The organism is Vibrio spartinae, from assembly GCF_024347135.1.
GTDB lineage: Bacteria > Pseudomonadota > Gammaproteobacteria > Enterobacterales > Vibrionaceae > Vibrio > Vibrio spartinae.
This window is the reverse complement of the sequence record NZ_AP024907.1, coordinates 2,659,668-2,681,858: the sequence shown is the minus strand read 5'-3', so window position 1 is coordinate 2,681,858 and position 22,191 is coordinate 2,659,668. Positions and strand designations below refer to the sequence as shown.

Here is a 22,191-nt window from a genome sequence, read left to right as displayed (position 1 = left end):
TATGCAGTTAACCACTCTGATCGAACAACTCAAGTCAGCCCTGATGGATAGTGCTGAGCTGGTACGGAATATGGAACAGCAGATCATTCAGATAGCTCTGTCTGACTTCAGCCGTTACCGTCCTGCGGTGAAAGTGGCGACATTTTCTCTGATGACCAATCAGTTTCTGTATCCGGCCCCCGCTCATATCATGCGTATTCGTACCGTTCTATACGGCAAACAACAGCGAAGTCAACCTTGCTGGTCTGCCGGGTATCCTCGTCATTTACCGAAACTATCTTTGGTTGAAGGAGATGACGGAAATCGGTTGATTCAGATTTCTCGGTTTCCCGATGATTCGGTTCTGATGCGTTGTGGCCGGGAGGTTTCCTACACATATTACGCGAACCGGGTAATTGAAAATGAAGCCATTTCGGTTCCTTCGGAAGATGAAGCGCTATTGTTGCTACGTTGTATTGCTGAAGCGGTTAAATATATTGCGGTGCATCAGTTGAATAAAACCGTTTCGGTACGCAACAGTATCGGCGGAGAAGCGAAGAACGGTACACCGGCCGCCGTCCATGAACAACTGATGTCACAGTTTGAACGGCAGGTGAAAGATGCGTGAGTTAACCATTGAACTCAATACTTCGGTCTTGGATGCCGTCTTGCGGAAGGCTCCTGAAGTCTTGGGTACTTATCTGCAAAAGGGGCTTCGCTCTGCCGGGGCGTATGTTTCCCGATCAGCTAAGGAAGAAGCCCCGAAATCGGAAACTACTCTGACTCACGCCATTCGTGCGCATGCCGTTGGAGAACTGCAACAGATGGTTACCAGTCATCTGAACTATAACGGCATGGTGGTTACCGATACACAACCGCAAGGTGTACCTCCGGTCCGGTCGATTCTGGATTGGATCCGGGTGAAACGGATTCAGCCCCATAACCCGAAACATAGTCAGCGAGATCTGGCCTTTATCATGGCGCGCTCGATTGCCCGTAAGGGAACTGTCGGAAATGATTTCTACGATCGCGCCGCAGATGAAACGGAAGACAAGGTCGCGAAGGTTCTTCACTCATCGGTCATTCATGGATTAAATACAGCAGGGCTCCGGGGAATATAATGCAGGATTTGAATGTCATTCTGAACAATATCATCCAGATGTTTCAGCAGCAGTATCCGGAGCGGAGCGTGACCCGCAACTGGCAGGATAGAAGTGCGTATAAGAACAGTGAACTGGAACCGGGTGTTTTGACATTGGTTTATACCGGCGAGTCTCTGATCGGAAACGCCTACGCGACTCATGTCAATCTGTTAGTGATTGGTCGTGTGTATTGTGGCCACCATGCTCAAGGGCTGGATGTAGAGCAGAGGGAACTGACATTCCTGAAGCAGTGGCGTGATTTCTGTACTTCTTCTCTTGTGGGTAATATTTCGATTCAGAGAGTGATGACGTCTCAACAGCAAGAAGTGCCTGACGGCTGGTTTATTTGTGAATGTGTGGCCGGGCCGTTTGATTTGGGGGCGGAGATTGACTGGCTCTCTGGCGGTCCCGCTGAATTTCCTGACACCATTCATGTCAGTCAGCGTCCGGATATTGGTTTACCCAATCAGGATGACTATTTCCCTGTGTCGGATCTGAAAGATGAATGAATTTACTCAGATGCAGTTAGTTCGTTTGATATCGGACATGATTCAGATTGGCATCATCATTGATGTACAGGTGAAACCACTACGTTACAGAGTCCGCTTTACGCCGGACTTATACACCCACTGGATCCCGGCCAACGTCGGTCATGCCGGAAAAGTGAGGGACTGGGAACCGTTACAAAAAGGCGAACAGGTGTTGGTTCTAAAACAGTTTAATACTCAAAACGGTGTGATTATCGCCAGTCTCAACCAGAAGTCGTTTGATCAGCCGAAGGATGAACTGGATGTATTTTATCGAGAGTTTCCGGATGGAACTTGGCTTCAGTACGACATGAAGCATCATGAGCTTTCAGGTCAGGTCAAAGGGAAGGTTAGTCTTGACGCAGAGACGGAAATTCGCATGGCTTCCCCCAAAATCATTCTGATTGGTGACATAGAACATCAGGGCAAGCAAACGACAACGGGGAATATCTCTTCAGGCGCTAGTATTTCGGCGGCCAATAATATTTCCGACAGTGTCCGTTCGATGGCCGATGACCGGGAGATATTCAATCGCCATGATCATTTCCATGGCGATCCAAAAACCAGTGTTCCGAATCAGAAGCAGTAATGAGGTAACAGGTTATGGCAACGGGTATTGACGAACATACAGGTCAGATCATCACGGGGATTACGGAGCTGAGACAACGTTTAAAGCGCTGTATGCAGACCCGCCGTGTTTCGTTGCCGCTGGGTCGTGATTATGGCTCCAATCTTCCCTATCGCATCGATAAAAAAATAACCCGGGCACAGGAAATTGATATCTACGCCGATGTTGCCGATATGATTGCTCACCCTCCTAACGGTTTTACTGACGAGATACAACTGGTCAAAACCTGGCTGATAAGGGGAGATAATGCCGTGACATTATCGATTGAAGTCAAATTACTGTTTGATGGTCATATTGAAGAAATCTCGGGGCTGAGTCTGTGAGTCAGATTGATTTATCTCAGTTGCCGGCTCCGGAAATCGTTCAGCAGTTGGATGCGGTATCAGTCAGAACCCGGATGTTGAATCGGTACGCTGAGCTTCAGCAAGTTGATTCGCCGAAACCCGGAGACCCGCTTTATTTTGCGTTTTCATCAATGGCCGAAGAAGTCACCCGGGCACGTCAAGAATTCCAGGATATCTCTTTAGGTAACATGGTGGCATTTTCAACGGGGAATAATTTGCAACAGTTGGGGGCTCTGAGACCGGTTGAAAAATATGATTCGGAAACTGATGAACAGTTCCGACGCCGGGTACAGATGGCTCCGGAAGGATTTTCCACCGCAGGCGCTGAAGGCGCTTATCTATTCCATGCGCTGAATGCTGATGAAAACGTATTGGATACCAGTGTTGATAGCCCGGAAGAGGTCATTGTCAATCAATATATCCTAAGCAGGAATGGCAACGGTGCTGCATCCGATGAACTGTGTCGTACGGTTTATGAATATGTCAGTCAGGCCATGAAACGCCCGCTCAGTGATAAATATACGGTTTTCCCTGCCACGATCATCCCATATCGAATTGAAGCTGAATTAGAAATGTTGTCCGGTCCCGGAGAAGAACAGACGATTGCCGAAGCTGAAAAACGTCTGACGGAACTTGTCAGTCAGACTCATATTCTTGGCGGGACCGTGTCTTTATCTGCTCTCTCCGGAGCAATACATATCAAGGATGTGGACGGTGATGCTGTTTTTCAGCCGGTCATTGATGTCAATCTGATCGAACCTCAGAGCAAAATTGTATGTAATAAATCTCAGGCACCGTTCTGCACCGGGATCGTCGTTCGCAGGAAAGGTGAATAGTATGTCATCATTTGTCAGCCAGTTGCCCCCTTCAGCCAGTCGGCTTGAACGCGTTCTTGAACAAATTTTCTGGGAAGAAATACAACTGATCGAACGGGATATTCAAGATTTCCTCAATCCCCGGGAATGTCGTTTGGATTTGTTGCCATATCTGGCCTGGGAATTAAGTGTCGATGACTGGAATGATGATTGGGATGAATCCATTAAGCGAAGCGCTTGCGCCAAGGCGTTAACGATACACATGTATAAAGGAACCCGGGGTGGTGTTGAATCTGCACTGGCTGCTTTGGGTGTCAGTACCGAATTAACCGAATGGTTTGAAGCATCTCCACCATTGAAGCCGGGTCGTTTTGAGGTGACTGCATGGGCAAATAAGAATTTGGCGTCCGGTCAGGCATCTTTCTTATCCGACGCTATGTATCAACAGATTCGATCAGCGATCGACAATGCTAAAAATGTTCGGAGCCACTACGACATGAAAGTCGGAGCGAAGCTGGGACCGAATACATTAACGATGGGATGTGTCATGACCAACCCGACGGCACTGGCCTGTTGTGACGCCTCAGTTATTCAGGAACCGTTGAAGACTGATTTGTCAATCGGTACCACGATGGTGGGAGATTGTGTCAGTCTGGCGCGTCAGCGTGCGACGGTTACTGTTGATGCTCAGCCTTCAGCGACATCATTGCACGTTGCCGGTCTTACACAGGTCTGGGCATTGTTGAAAATAAGAATGGAGGCGGCAGCGTGAGTGATACGGTTGCATTGGTTCCTGTTATTACCAATAAAGGTTTAGCGGCTGTATTCAATCAGAATAACGATGGGATGGCCGCGAGAATCACCCAGATAGCATTGGGTGATCATGGTCGGAACCCAAGCAAAACTGAGCTTGGTTTAGTCAGTGAAAAAATGCGAATTGCGATAGCTGACGGGCAGCGTATTGATGATTTTCAGATCCATCTCACAGCGCTTTTGTCCGGTGGTATCGCATTTTGGGTCAAAGAAATTGCTTTTATCCTTGAAGACGGAACCACGCTGGCTATCTGGTCTGATACGGTTCCGCTGGCCTATCACTCGTTAAATGTCCCGCTTCTCCTTGCTTTTGATTTGGTATTGGCCGCGTTGCCGGCTCAGTCAGTCACTGTTGTCGGAACGGGTGCAAATCTGAGTCTGGCAGCGTGGGGAGAACAGTATATTTCGAGCGTGATTGCTGCGATAACCGCAGGAACGGCGGCGATCAAAAATGCTCACTGGAACATGCAGCTAAGTGAAAAATTACGACTGATGGAGAATAATTCATGAGCTTAGAATCAAGCGTTCAGGAACTGACTAGTGCTGTGAGTGAATCCACCAAAGCAGCTCAGGATTTGGCGCAGGAAGTCGCTGGAAAAATGGGAGAAATTGATCAGGAACTAGCGCATCAAATTCAACAAGTTGATCAGCAGGTTTCAGACTATCTGGCCGATGCGAGAAGCGAATGTTTTTATGTGAATTTATTCCGTAATTCTTTTGCCCATGAGACGGATGAACATGGGGCCTTGCTCTTCCCGATTAGTACATACGGTAAAACGGTAACTGCCGAGGTTGTTGCATGGGCTGATACTCCGGAAATTGTTAAAGCAACGGTTCCAAATAAACTAAAAAAGAATATCGGAATGGCTCCTAATGCGATTCACCTTATTTTTAAATCGGATGAAGACCCGTCATTCTGGTTGCCGGGTAATCCTGTCGCCGGACGGTTCTCCGGTGGATTTGGTCACGTCTATGTTGTTTCGGGGGCTATGTCAGGATACGGGCCGGGTGAAAGTGGCCCCAGACTTGAACATGTAGATCGTGACGTTGGTTCCTGGCATATAGATCTTGTCTATGATGCCGCCAGAGGGTCTGAAGTCTATTGCTTTGCTCCTTTTGTCGTCGCTGGTTATTGCCACGATGCTGATCTCGTTCAATATATCCCAATACAAACAAGTATGATTGAACTTAATATTTCATAAGGTGATTTATGTATCCTATTGTCTATAAAGTTGAAGCGGATGGCCGTGAAGCTTTTAACCTTCCATTAAGCAGAGAAGCTTTTTCACTTGCAGGATTTGGGGAAGAGATCTATTCGGCTTCACTTTTAAAAATGAAGTGGGAAGAGGTACGGGGTATGCGGGATAAATTAATTGCGGAGACGGACTGGACACAAATGTCAGACACTCCTTTGACTGAAGCTCAAAAAACAGCGTTTACAACCTATCGACAGACTTTACGCGATATTCCACAAACCTATGATGATCCGGGCAGTGTTATCTGGCCGGACAAACCAACTTTATAACTGAACGACTCAAAGCCGCTGAAGGTGAGTTTCTGACAAGAGAGGAACCACCATGGCATTTGAACACGGTATCTTCGGTTCTACGGACAACAGCGGTACCCGGCCGATGACAATGGCCGACACTTCCTTTGCTGTGGTTGTCGGTACGGCTCCGGATGCTGATTCTACTGTTTTCCCGCTCAACAAACCGGTCTTAGTCGCGGGGAACCCTTATAAAATCGCGAAACTTGATATGGCCGGAAATCATCGGGGAACGCTCCCCGATGCAATGGAAGCGATTTTTGATCAACAGCGCTGCTCTATTTGTGTGATTCGGGTTGAGGAAGGGGCTACCGATGCCGAGACTGCCGCCAATATTATCGGTGGCGTCGATCCTCAAACCGGATTGAAATCAGGGATTGAAGCGATCCTTGATGTACGTTCGATGACTGGTAAACGCCCTCGCTTGCTTGGTGTTCCCGGATTTCTGAGTCATCAATCCGTTCTGACGAAGCTACTGCCTATTGCAACCCGTTTGCGTTGTAAAGTGTTTGGCGAATGCCCGGGGACAACCTATGAAGAAGCCGTCGCATACCGTCAGCTTTGGGGTGACAAGCGTTTAGAATTGTTCTGGCCAAGAATGAAAAATGCCGAAGGCCGATTGGTGCCGATGTCTGCATTCATGCTTGGATTGGAGATTCAGAAGGATCAGGATGCCAATTACGGTTACAGCGCCTCACTTTCTAACCTGAAAATCAATGGAACCATCGGGACTGAATTCCCGATCGACTATGCCGATGGTGATACCAACTGCATGGCTTCGCTGCTCAACGAAAATCAAATCACGACCGTCATTCTGGATGAGGGTTATCGCTCATGGGGAAACCTGAGTTGTTCGGATGATCCAAAGTGGCAGTTCAACGCTCATGTCCGGGTCAACGACATGATTCTGGACATGATCACCTCCGGCCTGAAATGGGCCAGAGACCGGAAGATTCTGGCAACCTTTGTTGAAGATGTGGTGGATTCGGTGCAGAACGGCCTGAATGGGGAAATCCGTAAAGGCCATTTGTACGGTGCAAGCGTTTGGGCCGATGAGGATCTTAACCCGTCTGATTCGATTATTGCCGGGAATTTCTATCTGGATTACGACTTTACCCCGCCCGGAATCGCCCAAGCGATCCATGTCACCAGTCATTTTGTCAACGATTACGCAGATGTCATTTTTGAGTAAGGGACCGTTATGATTCGCAGACCTCCTAAAGTATTGGCCGACTTTGCCTGGTATCAGGATGGTGTCGGCATGATTGGCCTGACGCCGAAAATCAAATTGCCTCCGTTAACCCGGGAGGTTGAGGAATACATTGCCGGCGGGATGGCCGGAACCATCAAAATCGATATGGCAGCGGTTCAGGCCGAAGATCTGGAAGTGACGCTGGCTGAACCGAATATCGAGACCATCAAAATGTTTGGTCTGGCTAACGGACAGGAAAAGCAGTTTGTCTTTCGTTCAGCAATGAAGGGGACATCCAGTGTCGATAAGTTTGTCGTCAAAGTTCTGGGGCGGGTCATCGGGCTTGAACTGGGCGAGATTGAGCGGAAAAAGCTGGCGGAAACGACCTGCAAGATTACCTGGACAGAATACACCATTGAAAACAATGGCGAGGAAATTCTGAAGATCGACCTGATCTCCGGGATTGAACGTGTCGGAGGGACCGACCTTCGGGCGGAGATTAACAAAGCGTTAGGGATCGCATAATAGGAGTGACCACCATGTATAAACCCCTGAAGATTTCATTACAGGTTGCCACCGAACTGGATAGTTCACCCATAACCACGGTTGAGATGCGCCCCCCGACGACGAATGATGTGATTCACGCGCAGAAAATGGGACGTACAGCAATCGGTGGGGAGTTGGTGACCGATGAAAGTGAGCACGAAGCTCATCTCTTTGCTGCTCTGACCAATACAACCCGAGAGTTTATCGGTCGGTTGGCATTTTATGATTATGTGCAATTGCAAAAGGCGTATGACTGTTTTTTGCTGCCGATCCCTCAGTTTGCCGTCAAATCTGCCTTGCTATTTCCCGTTTCTGTGGGGGAATCCCTCTCGGAGAACTCAGAGAGTTAACCATTGCTGAGCTATGCGACTGGCTGAGCGAGTGTGAAGTATTGAGCCGGAAAGAGCCGGAAGAGGATTGAGATGGCAGATAAAAACGCATCTGTCGGAATTGGTGTTTCAGCCCGGGTGGATCGAACGGTTCCCCGGGCTTTTCACCAGTTGGAACAGCAAAACAAACGGCTGGGCCGTGGTACCCGGCGACTAGGCCGTGAAACCCGTTCCTTGGGGCGAGAAAGCCGAGGGACCGGTCGTTCTGTGACGACGCTGGGTCGGCGTATCATGGCCGCAGGAAAGAACGTTCAGTCCTTTACGCAGAAGATTGGTGACGCGGCACGCAAGAGTCATCTGATGCGGAAAAGTATCAACAAAATGGCGGACGGTCTGGATCAGGTCGGCAACAAGTGGACGGCTTTAGCCAGTGGTGCCGCCGGTGTCGGCTCCGCTCATGCCGTCATGGGGCTGGAAGAACGTTATGAACGATTAGGTATACAGGCAGGAAAATCCAAAGAAGAGATGGCTGCACTTCGTGCTGAAATGTTTGCCACTGCCCAGCAATCGGATATTCGAGTTGATCAGGGAGAGATGCTTGCCGCAGTCGAGAAAATCGTTGAAAAAACCGGGGATCTGAAATTCGCTCAGGAAAACATGACCAATATCGGCCGGGTGATGCAGGCCACCGGTGCGGAAGGGGCCGACGTCGGAGAAATGTTTGCCGATATGTCGCAGAAATTCGGATTGAAGAATAGCAAAGATGTCCTGTCTGCGATCGATACACTGGTTGTGCAGGGTAAAGCCGGTGCATTCACCTTGCAGAATCTGGCATCGGAAGGTGCCTCGGTTGCTGCCGCATATGCCGCGATGGGAAGGACCGGGCCGAAGGCCGTTCAGGAAATGGGGGCTCTGTTGCAAATGTCCCGGATGGGATCCGGCTCCGCGGCGGAAGCGGCCAGCTCCATGGAATCGGTTCTTGAAGATATCACCGCCAATTACTCAAAGATTGAAAAATTGGGTATTCAGGTTTTTGATGAAGAAGCTTTAGAACGTGGAGAAAAGAAATTTCGCTCTATTCCTGTCATCCTGAAGGAGATTATGGCAGCGACGAACGGTGACATTACCCAATACAGTCAGCTTTTCGGTGATGAAGCCATGAGAACCCTGAAAGTGCTTGCCGGTGAAGATGGCAAAAAGTTAGATCAGTTTTTGTCTATCTCCGGAGACGGAACGGCAGTGTTGCAGGATTCTGCCCGGGCCGCGAAGACGGCGAATGCTGCGATGACCAGTCTGAAAACAGCCTGGATGAGTTTCGCTGACAAAAAACTGGCAGAACCGATCGCAGCGCTGGCAGATTTGATTAATGATATTGATCCGGACACGCTCAGCAAAGCACTGACGGGGGCGACGGCTGTTGCCGGTGCATTGGGTGTTGCATGGGCAGGACGTAAAGTCTGGAAAACCGGCAAGAGTATTGCCGGGTTCTTCAGGGGAAAAGACAAGAGAACCACACCGGAATCACGGCTTGCTTCAAATGATGTGGCCAAAGTGTATGTCACAAACATGCCGGGCAGTGGATTCGGTGGTGGTGATTCATCTTCGGAGAATGGTCGGAAGCGAGGCCGGAAGCGCCGTCGTTTCCGTACTCGCCGTGGCGGTTCTTTGAGGGGTGAGTCAGGTCGGTTGAAGCGTTTACTTCAGCTTGGCCAGCGTCCCGGTTTACTGAAAGGACTGACCCGCCGGATTCCCTATGTCGGTGCATTGATGGGAGCCGTCGATATAGGTTCGACGCTGATGGACGATTCATTAAGCCGTGAGCAGAAATCCAAAGCGGTCGGCGGTACCGCTGGCGGATTGGGCGGCGCACTGGCTGGAGCAGCTATTGGATCTTGGATTCTACCGGGAATCGGTACTGCGATCGGTGGTTTGATCGGTGGTCTTGGTGGCGAGTCGATTGGCCGATGGGTCGGAGGAATGCTGAAGTCAACTCCGGGAGATAAAATTCAACAGACAAGCAATCACTATCGGACTCAGACGGTGAATCAGCATACTGTCGATCAGTCGGATCACTCGGCTGTCTATCAAACCGACCCGAAGCCTGATCAGTCGCGACGACGCTCACAACCGGGCGACACAATCAACCATCAGGTGCAGAATCAGCAACGGACCGTGAATCAGTCATTCAGTACGGTGACACAAAGCCAGCAGTATGAGATGACCAACCTGACTAACCGGGTTCAGAATCACCAGAGCAGTCAGCAGAACCGTTCACAGATCACCTTTGCGCCTGTTTTTCATGTTCAGGGCAATGTCAACGATGAGCAAATCAATAAGCTGGAAAAAATGGTGATGCGTGTGGCTAAGCAGATGGAGAAATTCAGCAGAAGCCCCCGCAATGTCGGCTTTGCTGATAGTTAGGAGACCGAACGATGAAGGATGTGATGATGGCGCTTGGTGATTACCGTTTCAGCATCAGCACCGCAGCACTGCAAACCATTAGTGAAAGCCATGCCTGGCGTTGGGTTGATCATCATCTGGCCGGGAGAAAGCCACGGTCGGAGTATATCGGAGCCGAGCTTTCCACTTTACGGTTTCAGGGGGTGATCTTTCCCCATTACCGGGGCGGACTGGAACAGACCGAAACCATGAAAGCGGAAGGTGACAAAGGTAAGCCGCTTCGTTTAATTGATGGACTGGGGAAAGACTGGGGGCTATGGACCGTTCGGCGGCTCGATGTAGACAAAAGTAAGCTGTTTACCAAAGGGGTCGCCAGAAAAATTGAATTCACGCTTGAGATCACTGAATACCCCGATAAGGCATAGCGATGACAATTTATGTAACCAAAGACGGCGATCAAATTGACGCAATTACGTATCAGTATTATGACGGTATACCCGGAGCATATGAGGCAGTATTGAAAGCCAACCGGGGACTTTCTGCACTGCCGCACCCGCTGAAAGCCGGTATCGAAATCTATCTGCCGCCGTTGGAACCTGTTGCCAAAGCACCGGAGATCAGCTTATGGGATTAGGCTGTTTTCAGATTCTGGTTAACGGGAAAGATATGACCGCGACGATTCGGCCATTTTTTCAAAATCTGACGATTACCGATAAAGCCGGCATTGAGAGTGATCACTTTGAACTGGTGCTGGCCGATGACGGAAAGCTTAACTTTCCACGACAGCAAGCGACGATAGAGATCTATACCGGCACAGATGAACAATTCCTGTCATTCCGGGGGCTATACACGGTAAATTCGGTGGCGCTGTCTTGTCCGGAGAAGACAATCACCCTCTCCGGAGACGCCGGAAACTTAGGTGGAAGTTTTAAAAGCCAACGGGATTTCACCTGGAGCCAGACCAATCTGAAGACATTGCTTGAAACGGTTGCCGAGCGGAACGGACTGACCCCCGCAATTTCCGAACAATACGGCACTGTTGCGATTGAGCACTATATTCAGGCCGGCCAGAGCGATGCCGACTTAGTGACGGAACTGGCAAAAGAACAGGGTGCAACGATGAAGGTGATCCGAAAACGTCTGGTGTTTTTCCCGCGGGGAGACAATCAAACCGTCTCCGGAACAACTCTCCCGGCGATTCCTGTTGCATTGACTGATGAAGTTACAGCGACCATTACTCTGGAAGGGGCTGGGAACTTTCATGCAGTCGAAGCGTTCTGGCAGCAGGTGGAGCAGGGACAAAAACAGGTGGTCAGAGTCGGGGAGAAAGGCGGGAAAACACGGAAGATGAGTCAGATCTTTCCGGATGCGAACTCTGCTACTGCCGCCGCAAAAGCCAAGCTTTATAATGAACAGCGCAAAGATTACAAACTCTCATTAGAGAATATGCCGTTTATCGCCGGGATTCAGGCTGAACGTAATATCACACTCAGCGGTCATTACCGGGAGGAATTCAATACGGAATGGATGTGTGACAGCGTGACTGAAACTATCGGTGACGGCGGCCACACGTTAAGCGGTGGATTTGTGGTACCGAAGGGGGAGATCATCCCCCATTTGGGAAGGAGCGGAGACTGAAGAGTCTATGGCCAGCTTGTAGAACAATATTTTCAATCTGAAGTTTATGTAAACCTGATATAAACAACAGTAGTTAGCTTAGTTGACGTTCGCAGTAAGCGGAAATTTGTCTGCTTGACCGCGCTTGTTAAGCCGCAATTTCCTGACGCTCTATTGTGACTAGTCATCTTCTCCAGAAGACGGATCGCTAACATCTACCTTCCAGTCTCTGGTACTCACGCTACCGACATACCGATATGGATCATCTTGATCTTGGTTAAAGTGCGCGGTAAATCCGCTTTTGTTTAACTCTGTAATCGCTCTGTTATTGGGTCCACCTTCAGGATTCCTGACATAATCCTTAAGAACTTCCTCTGCACGATCCACCTTCCCTTGGTTTTCATCAGACAAGTAGTTGTAGACTGAAGGTGAGTTCAAAGGGTCTCCTTCGTTATCAGCATCAGGGCGCTCAATCCCCTCTATTTCCTTTAATACCTGACGTACGTCATCAATTGTCGGTTTAAACATGATATGCTCCTATGCATTAAAAGGGTTCACGGTGTTCAAGGCTTAACGCTTTGCACACCGGCCGGAAAAAGCGAAGTTTTTGGAGATCCGAGCCGCAAAGCGGCTGAAGTGCTGCAACTTGTTAAGAGCCTCCATTCTTGAGAATAGAGAATAGGTATGCAGCCGCGACTGAGCTGCTAGCAGCGATAAACCAAGATAAAATACTTGGCCATGCTCGCTTCAAGAAACTTGGCTTAGCTTGCTCAAGGTAGATAGCCGTATTAGGAATAAACATGTTATGGATAAATAAAAGAAAGTTAAGTAGTGCGAAGACCACAATGACAAATATTCCACGGTTCTTCCAGTCTACTATTTCTGGAAGAACGATGAGCATGGCTACGAATATTACACTGTTTAAGTTAAGACCGTACTTTCGGTATGTGGTGACAAGGGAGTTCTGTTTTGGCTTTATCGTTTGGTAAATGGATTCTGCTTTACCTAACACCCAAGATTCATTAATGCCTGAAACCCTGATTTCACTGGTTCCGTTTGCGACCAATTCAATAACGATAACCCTGTTTATTCCATATGCTTCCGGCTCTTGGATGACAAACTTAATGTAATTTAGCTGATCAATACCATCAAGCTGATTGAAAAAATCATCTGCATATTTCGTTAATTCACTTCCACGCTGAGTGTATGTGACTATAACTCGACCTGTTGAGAAATCTTTTTTTATGAAGCTGACAAGCTGCAAAATGTCATCTTTGAATAGCCTGACTGAGCCTAATTGAATAGTTTTATTGTGTATTTGCTCTGGGTTACCCCCCCTTGCGTCTTCAGCGGGGTCAGTAGCATTTATATCATGAGGATAAATTTCGAAGGTCCCAGCCGTGCCTATCGTTGATTCCCATTCTCCTTTAATGCTGCCTTGTGGCGTCAGTTTTCCTTTAACGGTCACATCCCCGTGTTGAGTCCCGTCATCTGCACTTTCTGGTTTGCAATGCAGAATAATCTGATCATCAACTGTTCCGGAGTATGCATAAATGGAAACCCCGAAGACAGAATCCATTATTCTCAAGCGGCCAGAAATATTCTCAGCTTCTTGGTTTAGGTCAAGAAACACATTGCCCGTATTGGTACCATATATTCGGCCAGCCCATCGATTGGAGAGATTTTCCATTATTTGTAATGTACTCCTTGCTCTTAACAGTATCTCTTCAGCAGACCCTATCTTTATAATTTTTAAAGAAAATACAGACATCAGGGGCGTAACACACTGTTCTCACAGACTTCTTTCATTCTGAGCCCAGCAAATTACAGATCAGGTCTGTATCATCTTGATTACACAACTCAATTCATAGAGTGCTATTAACAATAGTAGGTCAAGAACTAACAAGAGCAAGTGGTGAGTAATCTAAAGATTGATGATTTTGGGGCAGAATCGTTTCAACTAAGACAGACTGAAACGAAGATGGACAACAACTCTCTAGCGGTTGAATAGACATTCACAATGATCAGACTTTATTGTTTTTATTCTCATCCCATCACCCGCATCATCTGTAAAACCGCATGTTGTTGTTCCGCGTTCAGCCCGGAAAAGAGACTGAGCAGTTCTTGTTCGGTCGTTGATGAGATAGGATGCTTTGGGCCTTTCCCCGCGAGATACCAGATAACCGTAATATTCAGTAACTGACATAAGCGCTCAATTTCCCGCATCGTCCGGGGCTGACGATCAGATGTTTCCCAGGATGTAATTGTATGGGGTGACTTATGCATTGTTGCAGCCACATCTTCACGAGACATTCCCACGGCCATCCTTGCCTGTTTCAGTCGAACATTCTTCATCTTTTAATATTAATATTTTTATTAATAGAAACTGAAAAATATACGATATGTATTCAAGAAATGAGAAGTCGTATACAGATCCGCTATATGTAACCAGATGAGCTATTTTTCAGATAAAAAAAACTTATGATGGAGAAAAAATAAGAAAGTAGTGATTAAACATATGGATATAATAGTGGCTGGAAATAATGACGTCAGAACACCAGAGCAGCATGTGCTGGCTCTGGCATTGAAACACTTGGCAGAAATTGCTATCGGATCGGTTAATCTCTCAGAACATCAAACGCAGTTTCGACATCATCCGAAGTCAGTTCATCAGGGGAAACGTTTAAGCGAACCGCCTGACGATACACGGCAGTAATAATCCGGGATTTTTGGTCTGTTGTGAGTGGATTGCTGAGTCCAGCTTCCTGTTCGCTGGATTCAACCAGACGAACAACAGCACGCATTAACGGTAGACTGACCGGGGTTTCATCTGGTGTGGTGCTGCCGAACTCCAGTTCAGAGATATCCGGATCAGCAAGTGGGGTAAGTAGTGGTTCGATTGAATGGAACATTTTATAGGTGCCAACTTGCCCACAAGTAATTTGTTCTCTTTCCAGTTCAGTGAGTAGTGGTACAAACACCGGTACACGCTCGTTATGTTTACGCAGGATATCGGCCAATTGCTCACTACCCGGGCCAACCAGAACCTCGGTGATGGTATAGTCAACCATCTTCCCTTTAAATTCGTATGCTCCGGGCTGGCAAAGCACCAGTGTTGCCTGCTTTTGATAAGCGCAGACATAAACCATCCAGTCTTCATCGTCGAGCATGGTCTGCACTATATCGTTAAGTGCTTCGGCGCTTTGATAATAGCTCACTACATACGGCTGGCCTTGTCCGGTCAGTAACCAGTTTAGATTGACGTTTTCTGCTCGATGAATTGCACTAAGGAATTCTGGGCCGGGTATATGGCCGTTAAACATGGCTGTGATACTTGGAGATGTAAAGCCAAGAGATTTCCCCCAAGGTGTTTTTTTTCGCTCTTTGATCAGAAAAATGAGACGCTCGTCAAAATTCATCTTATAAAACCTACTCTATTGCCATTGCAAATTCAGTAAACCTACTTTACTATTCGGTATTATGATGTTAATGATAGTAATTCTGAGATTTTACATAAAATACATCATGAGTGTGTATGTTACCGCTTATAAAACCGAGACGTAAGTATGAAGAGTAAAATTTATGAACAAGTTACTGTACGCGATTTAGATTTAAGGATCAGAATCGAGCGTTTAGCAACGTTAGATCAACGCAAACTGGCACAAATGACCCGAATTCTTTTACAGAAAGCGGTTCAGGAAAAAGAGGAGGAGCTTGGTTTGCCGCCGATTGATGATGAGGCGGCTTAAAGAAAAACCGCTTACCGGACGGCAATCCATGTAAGCGGGCGGAGGCTGAGAAACAGTCTGCCACTGAGATGATGAGCGAGGCGGTAACCTCTATGCTCACGGCTCCAACACCATTTCATCCTTGCGGTAGATTGTAGCTCAGACCTCTGAAAAAAGAAAACGTATCCATTTTCAGGAGGTCACATGATCACGACTATTGATCAGGCGTCTTGCTTTGCGCAAGTCATACACGCCTGTTCTCAAACCATAAAATCCTTCGGTACCGCCGGTCTGGAGCAATACCTCGATAAACGGCCCGGTGTACTGAACAACGAAATCAACCCCCACCAAACCGGTCACAAATTTGGCCTGATTGATGCGCTGAAGGTGATGCAACTCACCGGTGATGTGCAGATCCTCCGCTCGATGGCCAGCGAGCTGAACTACTCCATCTATTTCCTCGGTAATTATCACACGATCTCGGATGTTGAACTACTCAATTGCTACAGCAACTGGCATTCCGAGATCGGTGATGTGTGCCGTGCGATATCTGAAGCGCTTGCCGATGGTGATATTGAACGCAACGAGCTGGAGCGTATCGAACGCGAATTTCAGGAGTCGTTTGCGGCGGCGCTTGAGTTATTGCAACGCCTTCGGGCACTGGTCACCGATTAGATTCAGGCGAAGCCGGGGAGGTATGCCATGTCAGAATTATTCCTTCATTACTTTTCAGAGCAGGAAGAAAAACGCCTGTTCAAAACCGTCAGAGAAACATACGGCGATTACGCCAAGCGGGATTATTACTGGATGCTGCTGATGCGAGAAACTGCGATTCGTCTCGGTATTCTGGCCGGGCCGGATGCAGTGAAGGCGAAAAGATTGGATCTGCCGATGACGGGGCTGACGGTCGGAGATGCTGAGCAAAGTCTGGCCGAGGGCTATTTGGTTTATGACTGTGCCAATGCGAAAAATCAGAAACGTCATCCGATCGCGTTAAACAAATCAGCGGAATCGGCTTTGAGGCAACTGTTGAAGTTACACCAGAAAATGAGTCAGGGCTGGGAGTGGGATCTTCCCAGAATGGAGCGGCCTTTATTTCTCAGCCGTAACCGTCAGGGAATGAGCCGGCGCAGTTTTCAGGATCGCTTTACGAAATGGTGCCGGCTGGCCGAAGTGCCGGAAGGGACACCGCACTGGTTGCGTCATACCTGGGCGAAACGTTATCTGGAACGGACAACGACCCCCGCGGAGGCATTGCGCCGGGTACAGGCGGTACTCGGTCATACCAATATCAGCACGACGTCTGTCTATACCCGACCGGATCGGGAAGCCTTGATTGCATCCATGCGGGAGGCCAGCACATGTTTTCGTTAATCGGGCATAAACCTGCCGAGCAGTTGCAGCGTGGGGAATGTATCAGCATTCCCGGGGCATTAGATGAAATGACATTAGTTTTAGGCAGTGAATCGCAAGGGGCGAAAGTGATTATCCGCATGCTCGGTGCAGGATCGCTGATCATGGATAAAGACCGTCGGGTTGCGGTGTTTTCAACCGGAGGACGTTATGGCTGATTTGATGGCACAAACATTGAGTATGTTGCGGCGTAAGGCACTGAAAGCCGCACTCAGAAATATCAATCTTCACTTGTTCAATAACAAGGCGAGTGAGCAACAGGTGATCGAATTTGTTGCGCTGCGTCTGGAAGTGACGCCGGGCATCATTCTGTTGTGGAAGGTTAACGGTGGTGTACCGACAGAGTATGTGCAGCCGTTCCTGAACATACTGAATGAGCATTCCGTATGGACCTGCTATCAAATCCGGCCTAACAAGCGGGTCGCACTGATTCATCTGGGGAGTACGCGATGAAGCCAGAATCGGATAAAGGCAATCCGCCCTGGTATTCCGAGCTGTGCATCACTCGAAAACAAGAGCCGTTTGTCATTTTAAGCGAACTGCCGGCAGAAAAGAAAAAGTTGGTCTGGGCTCATATCCGGACCAATTACCCGGAAATCGCTGATTTGCTGAAATCAGATGAACTCCGGCAGTTTAAATCTCGATTAGAAGCGTTATTTGGCCCGGTAGGTATCGGGGTTGATCTCAAAGATATTGGAGGCTCGCTGTATGGCGTCCGCAGAAAAACTCAAAGAGATAATTGATTTACATGACTTGGCTCACCGCCTGGGAATGGAGCGACCGGATCCGGATGGTAATTATAGAGCGCCGAATCGCAAAGACACGCATCCGAGTGTTAGCGTCTTTCATGCTGAGCAAGCCGGTTACATGATGTGGAAAGACCACGCGACCGGAGAACGGGGAAGCTGCATTGACTTGGTGCTTTACTGTGGCCGTGCCGATGATGCCAGCGAAGCGATGAAGTTCTTACATGATGAATATGATTTACCTCGTGATGAAGTGGCCCCGTTGCCGATTCAGCACAAAACACAGTTGGAATGGTTGGCCGATAAGCAGTTTGCAGTTGCCAACGATGCTCGGGCCTATCTGATTGATCAGCGTGGTATTCCTGAAGCGGTGATCGATTATCTGCAAAAGCGTGGAGCATTTGGTTTCAGTGACTGGACCAATCCGGAAAAGTCCCCGGGTGATCTGGGCTATGGTGGTCCGGCTGTCAGTTTCCCGACCCGGTGTTTATTCTCCGGAGAAGTTGTCGGCATTGATTACCGTTTCTTTGATCCGGCTTTGAATGGGGATTTGAAAACTAAGGCTCAGGGAGAGAAGCGAGGCTATCCGTATGTACCGGACCCTCTGGCTCTGAGGCGAGCCAAAACGGTGATTGTCGTCGAGTCCGCTATCAATACCTTTTCTGCGATCACTGCTTTTGATCCGAATGGTACGGGAAAAGGAACGACAACCGCGATTGCAACCCGTGGGCTGGCTGTTGAGGATATCGACTGGCGCTTTCTCCGTGGGAAAAAAGTGATTTGTTGTTTTGATAACGACGCTCCGATTGAAAAAGGGCCGAGAAAAGGCCATCGCCCGGGGCCGGAAGCATCCTGGATTGTTCATGAGCGGTGTACCGCCTTGAATATTCCCTGTTTTCTGGTTAATCAGGCCAATGGTAAATGGGATGACCTCAACGATGTGAATGACTATCTGAAGAAACATGGCCCGGACTTGACTAAATATATGTTGTTGCATCACGAACCCTGGTTGGTATTCGGCCAGGAAGGTGAATTTGAAAACAGTCAGTTCAAACGTCTTCCTTTACCGGAACATGATCAGTATTTGTATTGGCTCTACCGGGTCAAACCGGACTTCACCAGTTATCTGAAGATTGTCACGAATGAGGAAGAAGGAGAGCAGAAGATCCCGCAGGATGTGTGTAGCTTCCGGATTGCCGGTTTATCCAAAGTGACGATTTCTTCAGCTCAGTCGGCAATGACCGGAGAAGCAGATCTTCAACCAACTAAGGTCTATTCAGCAACACTTCAGACTCCGGATTCCCCTTATGAACTGACCCGTTTTGTTCTCAAACGAGAGCAGCTTTATAACATTGATGTCTGGCGTCGGGTTGGCGGCGGCATTTTTAACCCGGGCAGATTTTCCAGAATGATTTCGATTCTGGAGCGGGCGACACATATCGGTGAACGCAATGCGGTGAACTTCGTCGGGTTAGCCTGGCATAACGGTCAGGCGATTCTGAATGAAGGGCCGGATTGTTATTTCACCGACCCGGTACAGCAGTGTCCGTATCATAATTTACAGTTCCCTTCCGGGACTCCGGAACAAGGGACTCGGGTGATTGAGGCATATCATGCCACTTTTAAACAGAATGCGGCATTGATGCTTTTGGTCTGGGGGCTTGGTACACATCTGAAGACATTTCTCGGATTGTGGCCACACTATACGCTCCAGTCTGATAAAGGCTCCGGTAAATCCACACTGATTAAAGCATTGGAAAGAACGATCGCTTTTACCATGTTCTCCGGACAGAGCCTGAAAACAGAGTTTCGCTTACTGACATCGATTTCTCATACTTCTCACCCGGTCGGTTGGGAAGAGCTGAGTGCTCAAGGGCAAGGAATCATTGATAAAGCAGTCGCCCAGCTTCAGGAAAGCTACCAGTATACAATTACACGGCGTGGCACGGATATGACGGAATTTCTCAGTGTTGCTCCGGTGCTGTTGGCCGGTGAGGATGTGCCGGTTCAGTCGTTACTCGGTAAATTGGTTCGCTCAGATTTAACCGGTCGTAAAGGTGAGTTGATCCCTGATGAGTTACCTCGTTTCCCGGTCAAAAACTGGATTCATTATCTGACTAATTTTTCTCGTCCGCAGATCAAGCGGGCATACCGGGAATGTATTCAATACCTCAATAAGCATTGTATGGCCAAGCCTGATGATAACGGAGCCAACCGGATGCGGGATAACTACGCCTGTCTGTTACTGGCATGGAAACTGTTGTGCGAGTTTACCGGTGTCGCAACGAACTACGGGCATTTTATTAATGATCTGGTTGCTGAGATGAATCTTCATATCAGTGAAACCAGTGCCGAACGTGAGCCGTGGGTGTGGATCCTTGAATTGATTCTGGGCGAGATGGATGCCGGACATTTTCGCCACCCGTACGCTTTTGAATGGATTGATGGCGAGCTGTGTTTGCTGATACGTACAAGTCACATCATGCAACACATTAGTCAAAGCCCAGCGTTGAAAGCGAAATTCGATAGTTTGCCGGTGAAGTCTGATCGTGTTCTGAAAAAACAACTGAAGGGGGCCAATGTCGTCATGAAAGATGGGTATGAGAAGACGATCAATGGTAAGCGAGTTGCTAATTTTGTTGCTCTGGGAGTTGAGAACCTGCGCGAGTTTGGCCTGTTTCCAACGGTTCCGGAGGATGTGAGAGAAAAAGAAACTAACCAATAAGGATTATGTAATGAAAAACCAGTTAGTTGATCTGAATAATCACCTTTTCGCTCAATTGGAACGTTTAAGTGATGAATCATTAAGCAATGAAGAATTAAAGAGGGAGATCGAAAGAAGTAAGGCTATCTCGTCAGTTTCAAATCAGATTGTTAGCAATGCTTCATTGGTTTTGGATGGTGCGAAGTTTAAAGCTGAATATGCTGGTAAATATGATGTTCCTATGATGGAGGATAAAAGAGATGCCTAAAGGAAAGACTCACATTTATACAGAGGAGGAAAAGCTGTTTCTAAGTGAAAACTGTCAGAGAGCACGCCGGGAGTTGACAGTATTGTTTAATCACCGTTTTGGTACCGATATTGGTGAGAAAGCAATTGCGGGCACCTGTAAACGATATGGTTTTTTCTCCGGTCGAACCGGTCATTTTGAAAAAGGTTCAAAACCGTGGAATACGGGAATAAAAGGAGCCACAACATCAAACTCAGGATCGTTTCAGAAAGGACAAGTACCTAAGAACCTGAAGCCGATCGGACATGAACGATTTTGTGCTAAAGATGGACACATCCTGATCAAAGTCAATGAGCCCAACCCATATACAGGGGCAAGTACGAGATATCGGCCTAAGCATCATGTTGTCTGGGAACAACACAATGGTGTGATTCCTCGTGGCCACATCATCCGTTTTAAAGACGGTGATAACCGCAATTGTGACATCGACAATCTGGTATGTGTCTCTAAATCGGTCAATCTGAGGATGAATAAACGTGACGTCAATAATCTTCCGGATGAGTTGAAAGAAACTGGCCGGATGATTGCTGAACTTGAAGTCGCAATGTTCGAAGCAAGTAAATCTAAACGAATGAACTAAGGAACCATGATGAAACTATCAAATTTACCCATTTTGTTAATGAGCCAACTAAAGGAACAGCGAATGTCTGGCTATGATTTATGCAAATTGGTAAAAGAAAAGTATTGGCCGGCAAGTCATCAACAAGTATACCGAGAGTTAGGAAAACTGGATTCCTCTGGTTATGTAACATGTGAAGTTGTTCCTCAGTCAGGGAAACCGGATAAGAAAGTGTACCAATTAACGCCATCCGGAGAGTCCGAGCTTCAGGCGGTAGCCGATTCAGCACCGAATATTCCTCAGGTACGAGATGAAGCTATTGTTCATTTAGCGCTAGAAAACGGTTCTTATTTTTCTCGCATGATCTCATCTTTGACAAGAGCTGTGACAGAGCTGGAAATGAAGAAAGATAAATGCGAAGACCCGATACAAATTTTCGTGATTGAACGGCAGATTGCCAGACTGACCGCCGATGCTCAGTGGGCTCAGCGTGTCGGACATTCGTTTTTATCTCAGGGTAATGCTGCATAGGTCGTCGGTAAGACGGTAAAACTATGCTTTCGGCTCCAACGAAAGGCTGTTCGTGAGCGGCAACTCACGGGCAGCAACCATCTTCATTTTTAATGCTGCTGATTTTATGAGCAGTACGGGGTATTATTATGTTGATAAAGCTGAGTAAATGGCGCGAGACTCGGTTTTCTGAAGGCCAGGCTCCTGATGTACGTACATGCCGTAGAGAAATTGATTTAGGTACGTTGCCAGGTAAACGAATAGGTCGCACTTATTATGTAGATGTTGAAAGAGAAAAGCAGGCTACTGGTGATTCTATGCTGGATGACTTGCTACAGCACTAAGT

General features: G+C 47.8%; 31 protein-coding genes. 27 read left to right on the top strand and 4 right to left on the bottom strand.

Annotated features, from left to right (window positions below; all coding sequences use genetic code 11):
* The first annotated feature begins 1 nt into the window (after window position 1).
* From OCU60_RS11870 to OCU60_RS11790, 17 genes are all read left to right on the top strand, one after another.
* Window positions 2–607, top strand: coding sequence for a hypothetical protein (locus tag OCU60_RS11870; protein ID WP_074373192.1), 606 nt, complete (start codon window positions 2–4; stop codon window positions 605–607).
* Window positions 600–1,100, top strand: coding sequence for a hypothetical protein (locus OCU60_RS11865; RefSeq protein WP_074373193.1), 501 nt, complete (start codon window positions 600–602; stop codon window positions 1,098–1,100). The genes OCU60_RS11870 and OCU60_RS11865 overlap by 8 nt, the downstream gene beginning before the upstream one ends.
* Window positions 1,100–1,630 (top strand): hypothetical protein, encoded by a 531-nt coding sequence (locus tag OCU60_RS11860; protein WP_074373194.1) that lies wholly within the window; start codon window positions 1,100–1,102, stop codon window positions 1,628–1,630. Before OCU60_RS11865 ends, OCU60_RS11860 begins: the two co-directional genes overlap by 1 nt.
* Window positions 1,623–2,237, top strand: a complete 615-nt coding sequence (locus OCU60_RS11855) for a phage baseplate assembly protein V (protein WP_083602656.1) — start codon at window positions 1,623–1,625, stop codon at window positions 2,235–2,237. The genes OCU60_RS11860 and OCU60_RS11855 overlap by 8 nt, the downstream gene beginning before the upstream one ends.
* A 14-nt stretch (window positions 2,238–2,251) precedes the next feature.
* Window positions 2,252–2,599, top strand: a complete 348-nt coding sequence (locus tag OCU60_RS11850) for a GPW/gp25 family protein (protein ID WP_074373195.1) — start codon at window positions 2,252–2,254, stop codon at window positions 2,597–2,599.
* Window positions 2,596–3,456: a baseplate assembly protein gene (locus tag OCU60_RS11845; protein WP_074373196.1), complete on the top strand. Its 861-nt coding sequence runs from the start codon at window positions 2,596–2,598 to the stop codon at window positions 3,454–3,456. Before OCU60_RS11850 ends, OCU60_RS11845 begins: the two co-directional genes overlap by 4 nt.
* Window position 3,457: 1 nt before the next feature.
* The gene (locus tag OCU60_RS11840; RefSeq protein ID WP_074373197.1) at window positions 3,458–4,207 is read left to right on the top strand and encodes a phage tail protein I; all 750 of its coding nucleotides are present in this window, start codon (window positions 3,458–3,460) and stop codon (window positions 4,205–4,207) included.
* Window positions 4,204–4,758: a phage tail protein gene (locus tag OCU60_RS11835; RefSeq protein ID WP_074373198.1), complete on the top strand. Its 555-nt coding sequence runs from the start codon at window positions 4,204–4,206 to the stop codon at window positions 4,756–4,758. Before OCU60_RS11840 ends, OCU60_RS11835 begins: the two co-directional genes overlap by 4 nt.
* A complete protein-coding gene (locus OCU60_RS11830) occupies window positions 4,755–5,450 on the top strand; it encodes a hypothetical protein (protein ID WP_074373199.1) in 696 nt (231 codons plus the stop codon). The genes OCU60_RS11835 and OCU60_RS11830 overlap by 4 nt, the downstream gene beginning before the upstream one ends.
* A gap of 8 nt (window positions 5,451–5,458) precedes the next feature.
* The gene (locus OCU60_RS11825) at window positions 5,459–5,773 is read left to right on the top strand and encodes a tail fiber assembly protein (protein WP_083602657.1); all 315 of its coding nucleotides are present in this window, start codon (window positions 5,459–5,461) and stop codon (window positions 5,771–5,773) included.
* Window positions 5,774–5,825: 52 nt separating this feature from the next.
* Window positions 5,826–6,986, top strand: coding sequence for a phage tail sheath C-terminal domain-containing protein (locus OCU60_RS11820; protein WP_074373200.1), 1,161 nt, complete (start codon window positions 5,826–5,828; stop codon window positions 6,984–6,986).
* A gap of 9 nt (window positions 6,987–6,995) precedes the next feature.
* Window positions 6,996–7,511, top strand: coding sequence for a phage major tail tube protein (locus OCU60_RS11815; protein WP_074373201.1), 516 nt, complete (start codon window positions 6,996–6,998; stop codon window positions 7,509–7,511).
* Between the two features lie 14 nt (window positions 7,512–7,525).
* A complete protein-coding gene (locus OCU60_RS11810) occupies window positions 7,526–7,882 on the top strand; it encodes a phage tail assembly protein (protein WP_074373202.1) in 357 nt (118 codons plus the stop codon).
* 72 nt (window positions 7,883–7,954) lie between these two features.
* Window positions 7,955–10,282 carry a phage tail tape measure protein gene (locus OCU60_RS11805; protein ID WP_074373203.1) on the top strand — a complete coding sequence of 776 codons (2,328 nt, stop codon included), beginning with the start codon at window positions 7,955–7,957 and terminating at the stop codon, window positions 10,280–10,282.
* Between the two features lie 11 nt (window positions 10,283–10,293).
* Entirely contained in the window at window positions 10,294–10,686 is a 393-nt protein-coding gene (locus OCU60_RS11800) for a phage tail protein (RefSeq protein WP_074373204.1), read from the top strand.
* Window positions 10,687–10,688: 2 nt separating this feature from the next.
* On the top strand, window positions 10,689–10,895 hold the full coding sequence (locus OCU60_RS11795) for a tail protein X (RefSeq protein WP_074373205.1): 207 nt from the start codon (window positions 10,689–10,691) through the stop codon (window positions 10,893–10,895).
* Complete coding sequence (locus tag OCU60_RS11790) at window positions 10,886–11,899, top strand: phage late control D family protein (protein WP_074373206.1); 1,014 nt, start codon at window positions 10,886–10,888, stop codon at window positions 11,897–11,899. Before OCU60_RS11795 ends, OCU60_RS11790 begins: the two co-directional genes overlap by 10 nt.
* 159 nt (window positions 11,900–12,058) lie before the next feature.
* Here the strand turns inward: OCU60_RS11790 and OCU60_RS11785 are convergent, their stop codons facing one another.
* From OCU60_RS11785 to OCU60_RS11770, 4 genes are all read right to left on the bottom strand, one after another.
* A complete protein-coding gene (locus OCU60_RS11785) occupies window positions 12,059–12,406 on the bottom strand; it encodes a hypothetical protein (protein ID WP_074373207.1) in 348 nt (115 codons plus the stop codon).
* A 121-nt stretch (window positions 12,407–12,527) separates the two neighbouring features.
* A complete protein-coding gene (locus tag OCU60_RS11780; RefSeq protein ID WP_139302119.1) occupies window positions 12,528–13,568 on the bottom strand; it encodes a hypothetical protein in 1,041 nt (346 codons plus the stop codon).
* 356 nt (window positions 13,569–13,924) lie between these two features.
* On the bottom strand, window positions 13,925–14,233 hold the full coding sequence (locus OCU60_RS11775) for a helix-turn-helix domain-containing protein (protein WP_083602658.1): 309 nt from the start codon (window positions 14,231–14,233) through the stop codon (window positions 13,925–13,927).
* A 263-nt stretch (window positions 14,234–14,496) separates the two neighbouring features.
* On the bottom strand, window positions 14,497–15,297 hold the full coding sequence (locus OCU60_RS11770; RefSeq protein ID WP_074373210.1) for a transcriptional regulator: 801 nt from the start codon (window positions 15,295–15,297) through the stop codon (window positions 14,497–14,499).
* A 147-nt stretch (window positions 15,298–15,444) separates the two neighbouring features.
* On the opposite strand from OCU60_RS11770, the gene OCU60_RS11765 reads away from it, so the two are divergent.
* The 10 genes from OCU60_RS11765 (at window position 15,445) to OCU60_RS11720 (ending at window position 21,866) form a co-directional block, all read left to right on the top strand.
* Window positions 15,445–15,627, top strand: a complete 183-nt coding sequence (locus tag OCU60_RS11765) for a hypothetical protein (RefSeq protein ID WP_074373211.1) — start codon at window positions 15,445–15,447, stop codon at window positions 15,625–15,627.
* Window positions 15,628–15,810: 183 nt separating this feature from the next.
* The gene (locus OCU60_RS11760; RefSeq protein WP_074373212.1) at window positions 15,811–16,281 is read left to right on the top strand and encodes a phage regulatory CII family protein; all 471 of its coding nucleotides are present in this window, start codon (window positions 15,811–15,813) and stop codon (window positions 16,279–16,281) included.
* A 27-nt stretch (window positions 16,282–16,308) separates the two neighbouring features.
* Window positions 16,309–16,980: a tyrosine-type recombinase/integrase gene (locus OCU60_RS11755; RefSeq protein ID WP_074373213.1), complete on the top strand. Its 672-nt coding sequence runs from the start codon at window positions 16,309–16,311 to the stop codon at window positions 16,978–16,980.
* Complete coding sequence (locus tag OCU60_RS11750; RefSeq protein WP_074373214.1) at window positions 16,968–17,177, top strand: hypothetical protein; 210 nt, start codon at window positions 16,968–16,970, stop codon at window positions 17,175–17,177. Before OCU60_RS11755 ends, OCU60_RS11750 begins: the two co-directional genes overlap by 13 nt.
* Complete coding sequence (locus OCU60_RS11745) at window positions 17,170–17,472, top strand: hypothetical protein (RefSeq protein WP_074373215.1); 303 nt, start codon at window positions 17,170–17,172, stop codon at window positions 17,470–17,472. Before OCU60_RS11750 ends, OCU60_RS11745 begins: the two co-directional genes overlap by 8 nt.
* Window positions 17,469–17,762 carry a hypothetical protein gene (locus OCU60_RS11740; protein ID WP_235862179.1) on the top strand — a complete coding sequence of 98 codons (294 nt, stop codon included), beginning with the start codon at window positions 17,469–17,471 and terminating at the stop codon, window positions 17,760–17,762. Before OCU60_RS11745 ends, OCU60_RS11740 begins: the two co-directional genes overlap by 4 nt.
* Window positions 17,728–20,490 (top strand): toprim domain-containing protein, encoded by a 2,763-nt coding sequence (locus OCU60_RS11735; RefSeq protein WP_074373216.1) that lies wholly within the window; start codon window positions 17,728–17,730, stop codon window positions 20,488–20,490. The genes OCU60_RS11740 and OCU60_RS11735 overlap by 35 nt, the downstream gene beginning before the upstream one ends.
* Window positions 20,491–20,500: 10 nt before the next feature.
* Complete coding sequence (locus tag OCU60_RS11730; protein ID WP_074373217.1) at window positions 20,501–20,737, top strand: hypothetical protein; 237 nt, start codon at window positions 20,501–20,503, stop codon at window positions 20,735–20,737.
* The gene (locus OCU60_RS11725) at window positions 20,730–21,356 is read left to right on the top strand and encodes an HNH endonuclease signature motif containing protein (RefSeq protein WP_074373218.1); all 627 of its coding nucleotides are present in this window, start codon (window positions 20,730–20,732) and stop codon (window positions 21,354–21,356) included. Before OCU60_RS11730 ends, OCU60_RS11725 begins: the two co-directional genes overlap by 8 nt.
* A gap of 6 nt (window positions 21,357–21,362) precedes the next feature.
* Window positions 21,363–21,866 carry a PadR family transcriptional regulator gene (locus OCU60_RS11720; RefSeq protein ID WP_083602659.1) on the top strand — a complete coding sequence of 168 codons (504 nt, stop codon included), beginning with the start codon at window positions 21,363–21,365 and terminating at the stop codon, window positions 21,864–21,866.
* The last annotated feature ends 325 nt before the right edge of the window (window positions 21,867–22,191 follow it).

Excerpts from the sequence above, each read along its gene's own strand:
- OCU60_RS11805 (WP_074373203.1), top strand. The coding sequence starts at position 7,955 with ATGGCAGATAAAAACGCATCTGTCGGAATTGGTGTTTCAGCCCGGGTG.
- OCU60_RS11860 (WP_074373194.1), top strand. The coding sequence starts at position 1,100 with ATGCAGGATTTGAATGTCATTCTGAACAATATCATCCAGATGTTTCAG.
- OCU60_RS11725 (WP_074373218.1), top strand. The coding sequence starts at position 20,730 with ATGCCTAAAGGAAAGACTCACATTTATACAGAGGAGGAAAAGCTGTTT.
- OCU60_RS11790 (WP_074373206.1), top strand. The coding sequence starts at position 10,886 with ATGGGATTAGGCTGTTTTCAGATTCTGGTTAACGGGAAAGATATGACC.
- OCU60_RS11850 (WP_074373195.1), top strand. The coding sequence starts at position 2,252 with ATGGCAACGGGTATTGACGAACATACAGGTCAGATCATCACGGGGATT.
- OCU60_RS11755 (WP_074373213.1), top strand. The coding sequence starts at position 16,309 with ATGTCAGAATTATTCCTTCATTACTTTTCAGAGCAGGAAGAAAAACGC.
- OCU60_RS11840 (WP_074373197.1), top strand. The coding sequence starts at position 3,458 with ATGTCATCATTTGTCAGCCAGTTGCCCCCTTCAGCCAGTCGGCTTGAA.
- OCU60_RS11740 (WP_235862179.1), top strand. The coding sequence starts at position 17,469 with ATGAAGCCAGAATCGGATAAAGGCAATCCGCCCTGGTATTCCGAGCTG.
- OCU60_RS11815 (WP_074373201.1), top strand. The coding sequence starts at position 6,996 with ATGATTCGCAGACCTCCTAAAGTATTGGCCGACTTTGCCTGGTATCAG.
- OCU60_RS11780 (WP_139302119.1), bottom strand. The coding sequence starts at position 13,568 with ATGGAAAATCTCTCCAATCGATGGGCTGGCCGAATATATGGTACCAAT.
- OCU60_RS11760 (WP_074373212.1), top strand. The coding sequence starts at position 15,811 with ATGATCACGACTATTGATCAGGCGTCTTGCTTTGCGCAAGTCATACAC.
- OCU60_RS11775 (WP_083602658.1), bottom strand. The coding sequence starts at position 14,233 with ATGAAGAATGTTCGACTGAAACAGGCAAGGATGGCCGTGGGAATGTCT.
- OCU60_RS11765 (WP_074373211.1), top strand. The coding sequence starts at position 15,445 with ATGAAGAGTAAAATTTATGAACAAGTTACTGTACGCGATTTAGATTTA.
- OCU60_RS11785 (WP_074373207.1), bottom strand. The coding sequence starts at position 12,406 with ATGTTTAAACCGACAATTGATGACGTACGTCAGGTATTAAAGGAAATA.
- OCU60_RS11770 (WP_074373210.1), bottom strand. The coding sequence starts at position 15,297 with ATGAATTTTGACGAGCGTCTCATTTTTCTGATCAAAGAGCGAAAAAAA.
- OCU60_RS11825 (WP_083602657.1), top strand. The coding sequence starts at position 5,459 with ATGTATCCTATTGTCTATAAAGTTGAAGCGGATGGCCGTGAAGCTTTT.
- OCU60_RS11745 (WP_074373215.1), top strand. The coding sequence starts at position 17,170 with ATGGCTGATTTGATGGCACAAACATTGAGTATGTTGCGGCGTAAGGCA.
- OCU60_RS11730 (WP_074373217.1), top strand. The coding sequence starts at position 20,501 with ATGAAAAACCAGTTAGTTGATCTGAATAATCACCTTTTCGCTCAATTG.
- OCU60_RS11735 (WP_074373216.1), top strand. The coding sequence starts at position 17,728 with ATGGCGTCCGCAGAAAAACTCAAAGAGATAATTGATTTACATGACTTG.
- OCU60_RS11870 (WP_074373192.1), top strand. The coding sequence starts at position 2 with ATGCAGTTAACCACTCTGATCGAACAACTCAAGTCAGCCCTGATGGAT.
- OCU60_RS11855 (WP_083602656.1), top strand. The coding sequence starts at position 1,623 with ATGAATGAATTTACTCAGATGCAGTTAGTTCGTTTGATATCGGACATG.
- OCU60_RS11810 (WP_074373202.1), top strand. The coding sequence starts at position 7,526 with ATGTATAAACCCCTGAAGATTTCATTACAGGTTGCCACCGAACTGGAT.
- OCU60_RS11865 (WP_074373193.1), top strand. The coding sequence starts at position 600 with ATGCGTGAGTTAACCATTGAACTCAATACTTCGGTCTTGGATGCCGTC.
- OCU60_RS11720 (WP_083602659.1), top strand. The coding sequence starts at position 21,363 with ATGATGAAACTATCAAATTTACCCATTTTGTTAATGAGCCAACTAAAG.
- OCU60_RS11830 (WP_074373199.1), top strand. The coding sequence starts at position 4,755 with ATGAGCTTAGAATCAAGCGTTCAGGAACTGACTAGTGCTGTGAGTGAA.
- OCU60_RS11820 (WP_074373200.1), top strand. The coding sequence starts at position 5,826 with ATGGCATTTGAACACGGTATCTTCGGTTCTACGGACAACAGCGGTACC.
- OCU60_RS11750 (WP_074373214.1), top strand. The coding sequence starts at position 16,968 with ATGTTTTCGTTAATCGGGCATAAACCTGCCGAGCAGTTGCAGCGTGGG.
- OCU60_RS11795 (WP_074373205.1), top strand. The coding sequence starts at position 10,689 with ATGACAATTTATGTAACCAAAGACGGCGATCAAATTGACGCAATTACG.
- OCU60_RS11800 (WP_074373204.1), top strand. The coding sequence starts at position 10,294 with ATGAAGGATGTGATGATGGCGCTTGGTGATTACCGTTTCAGCATCAGC.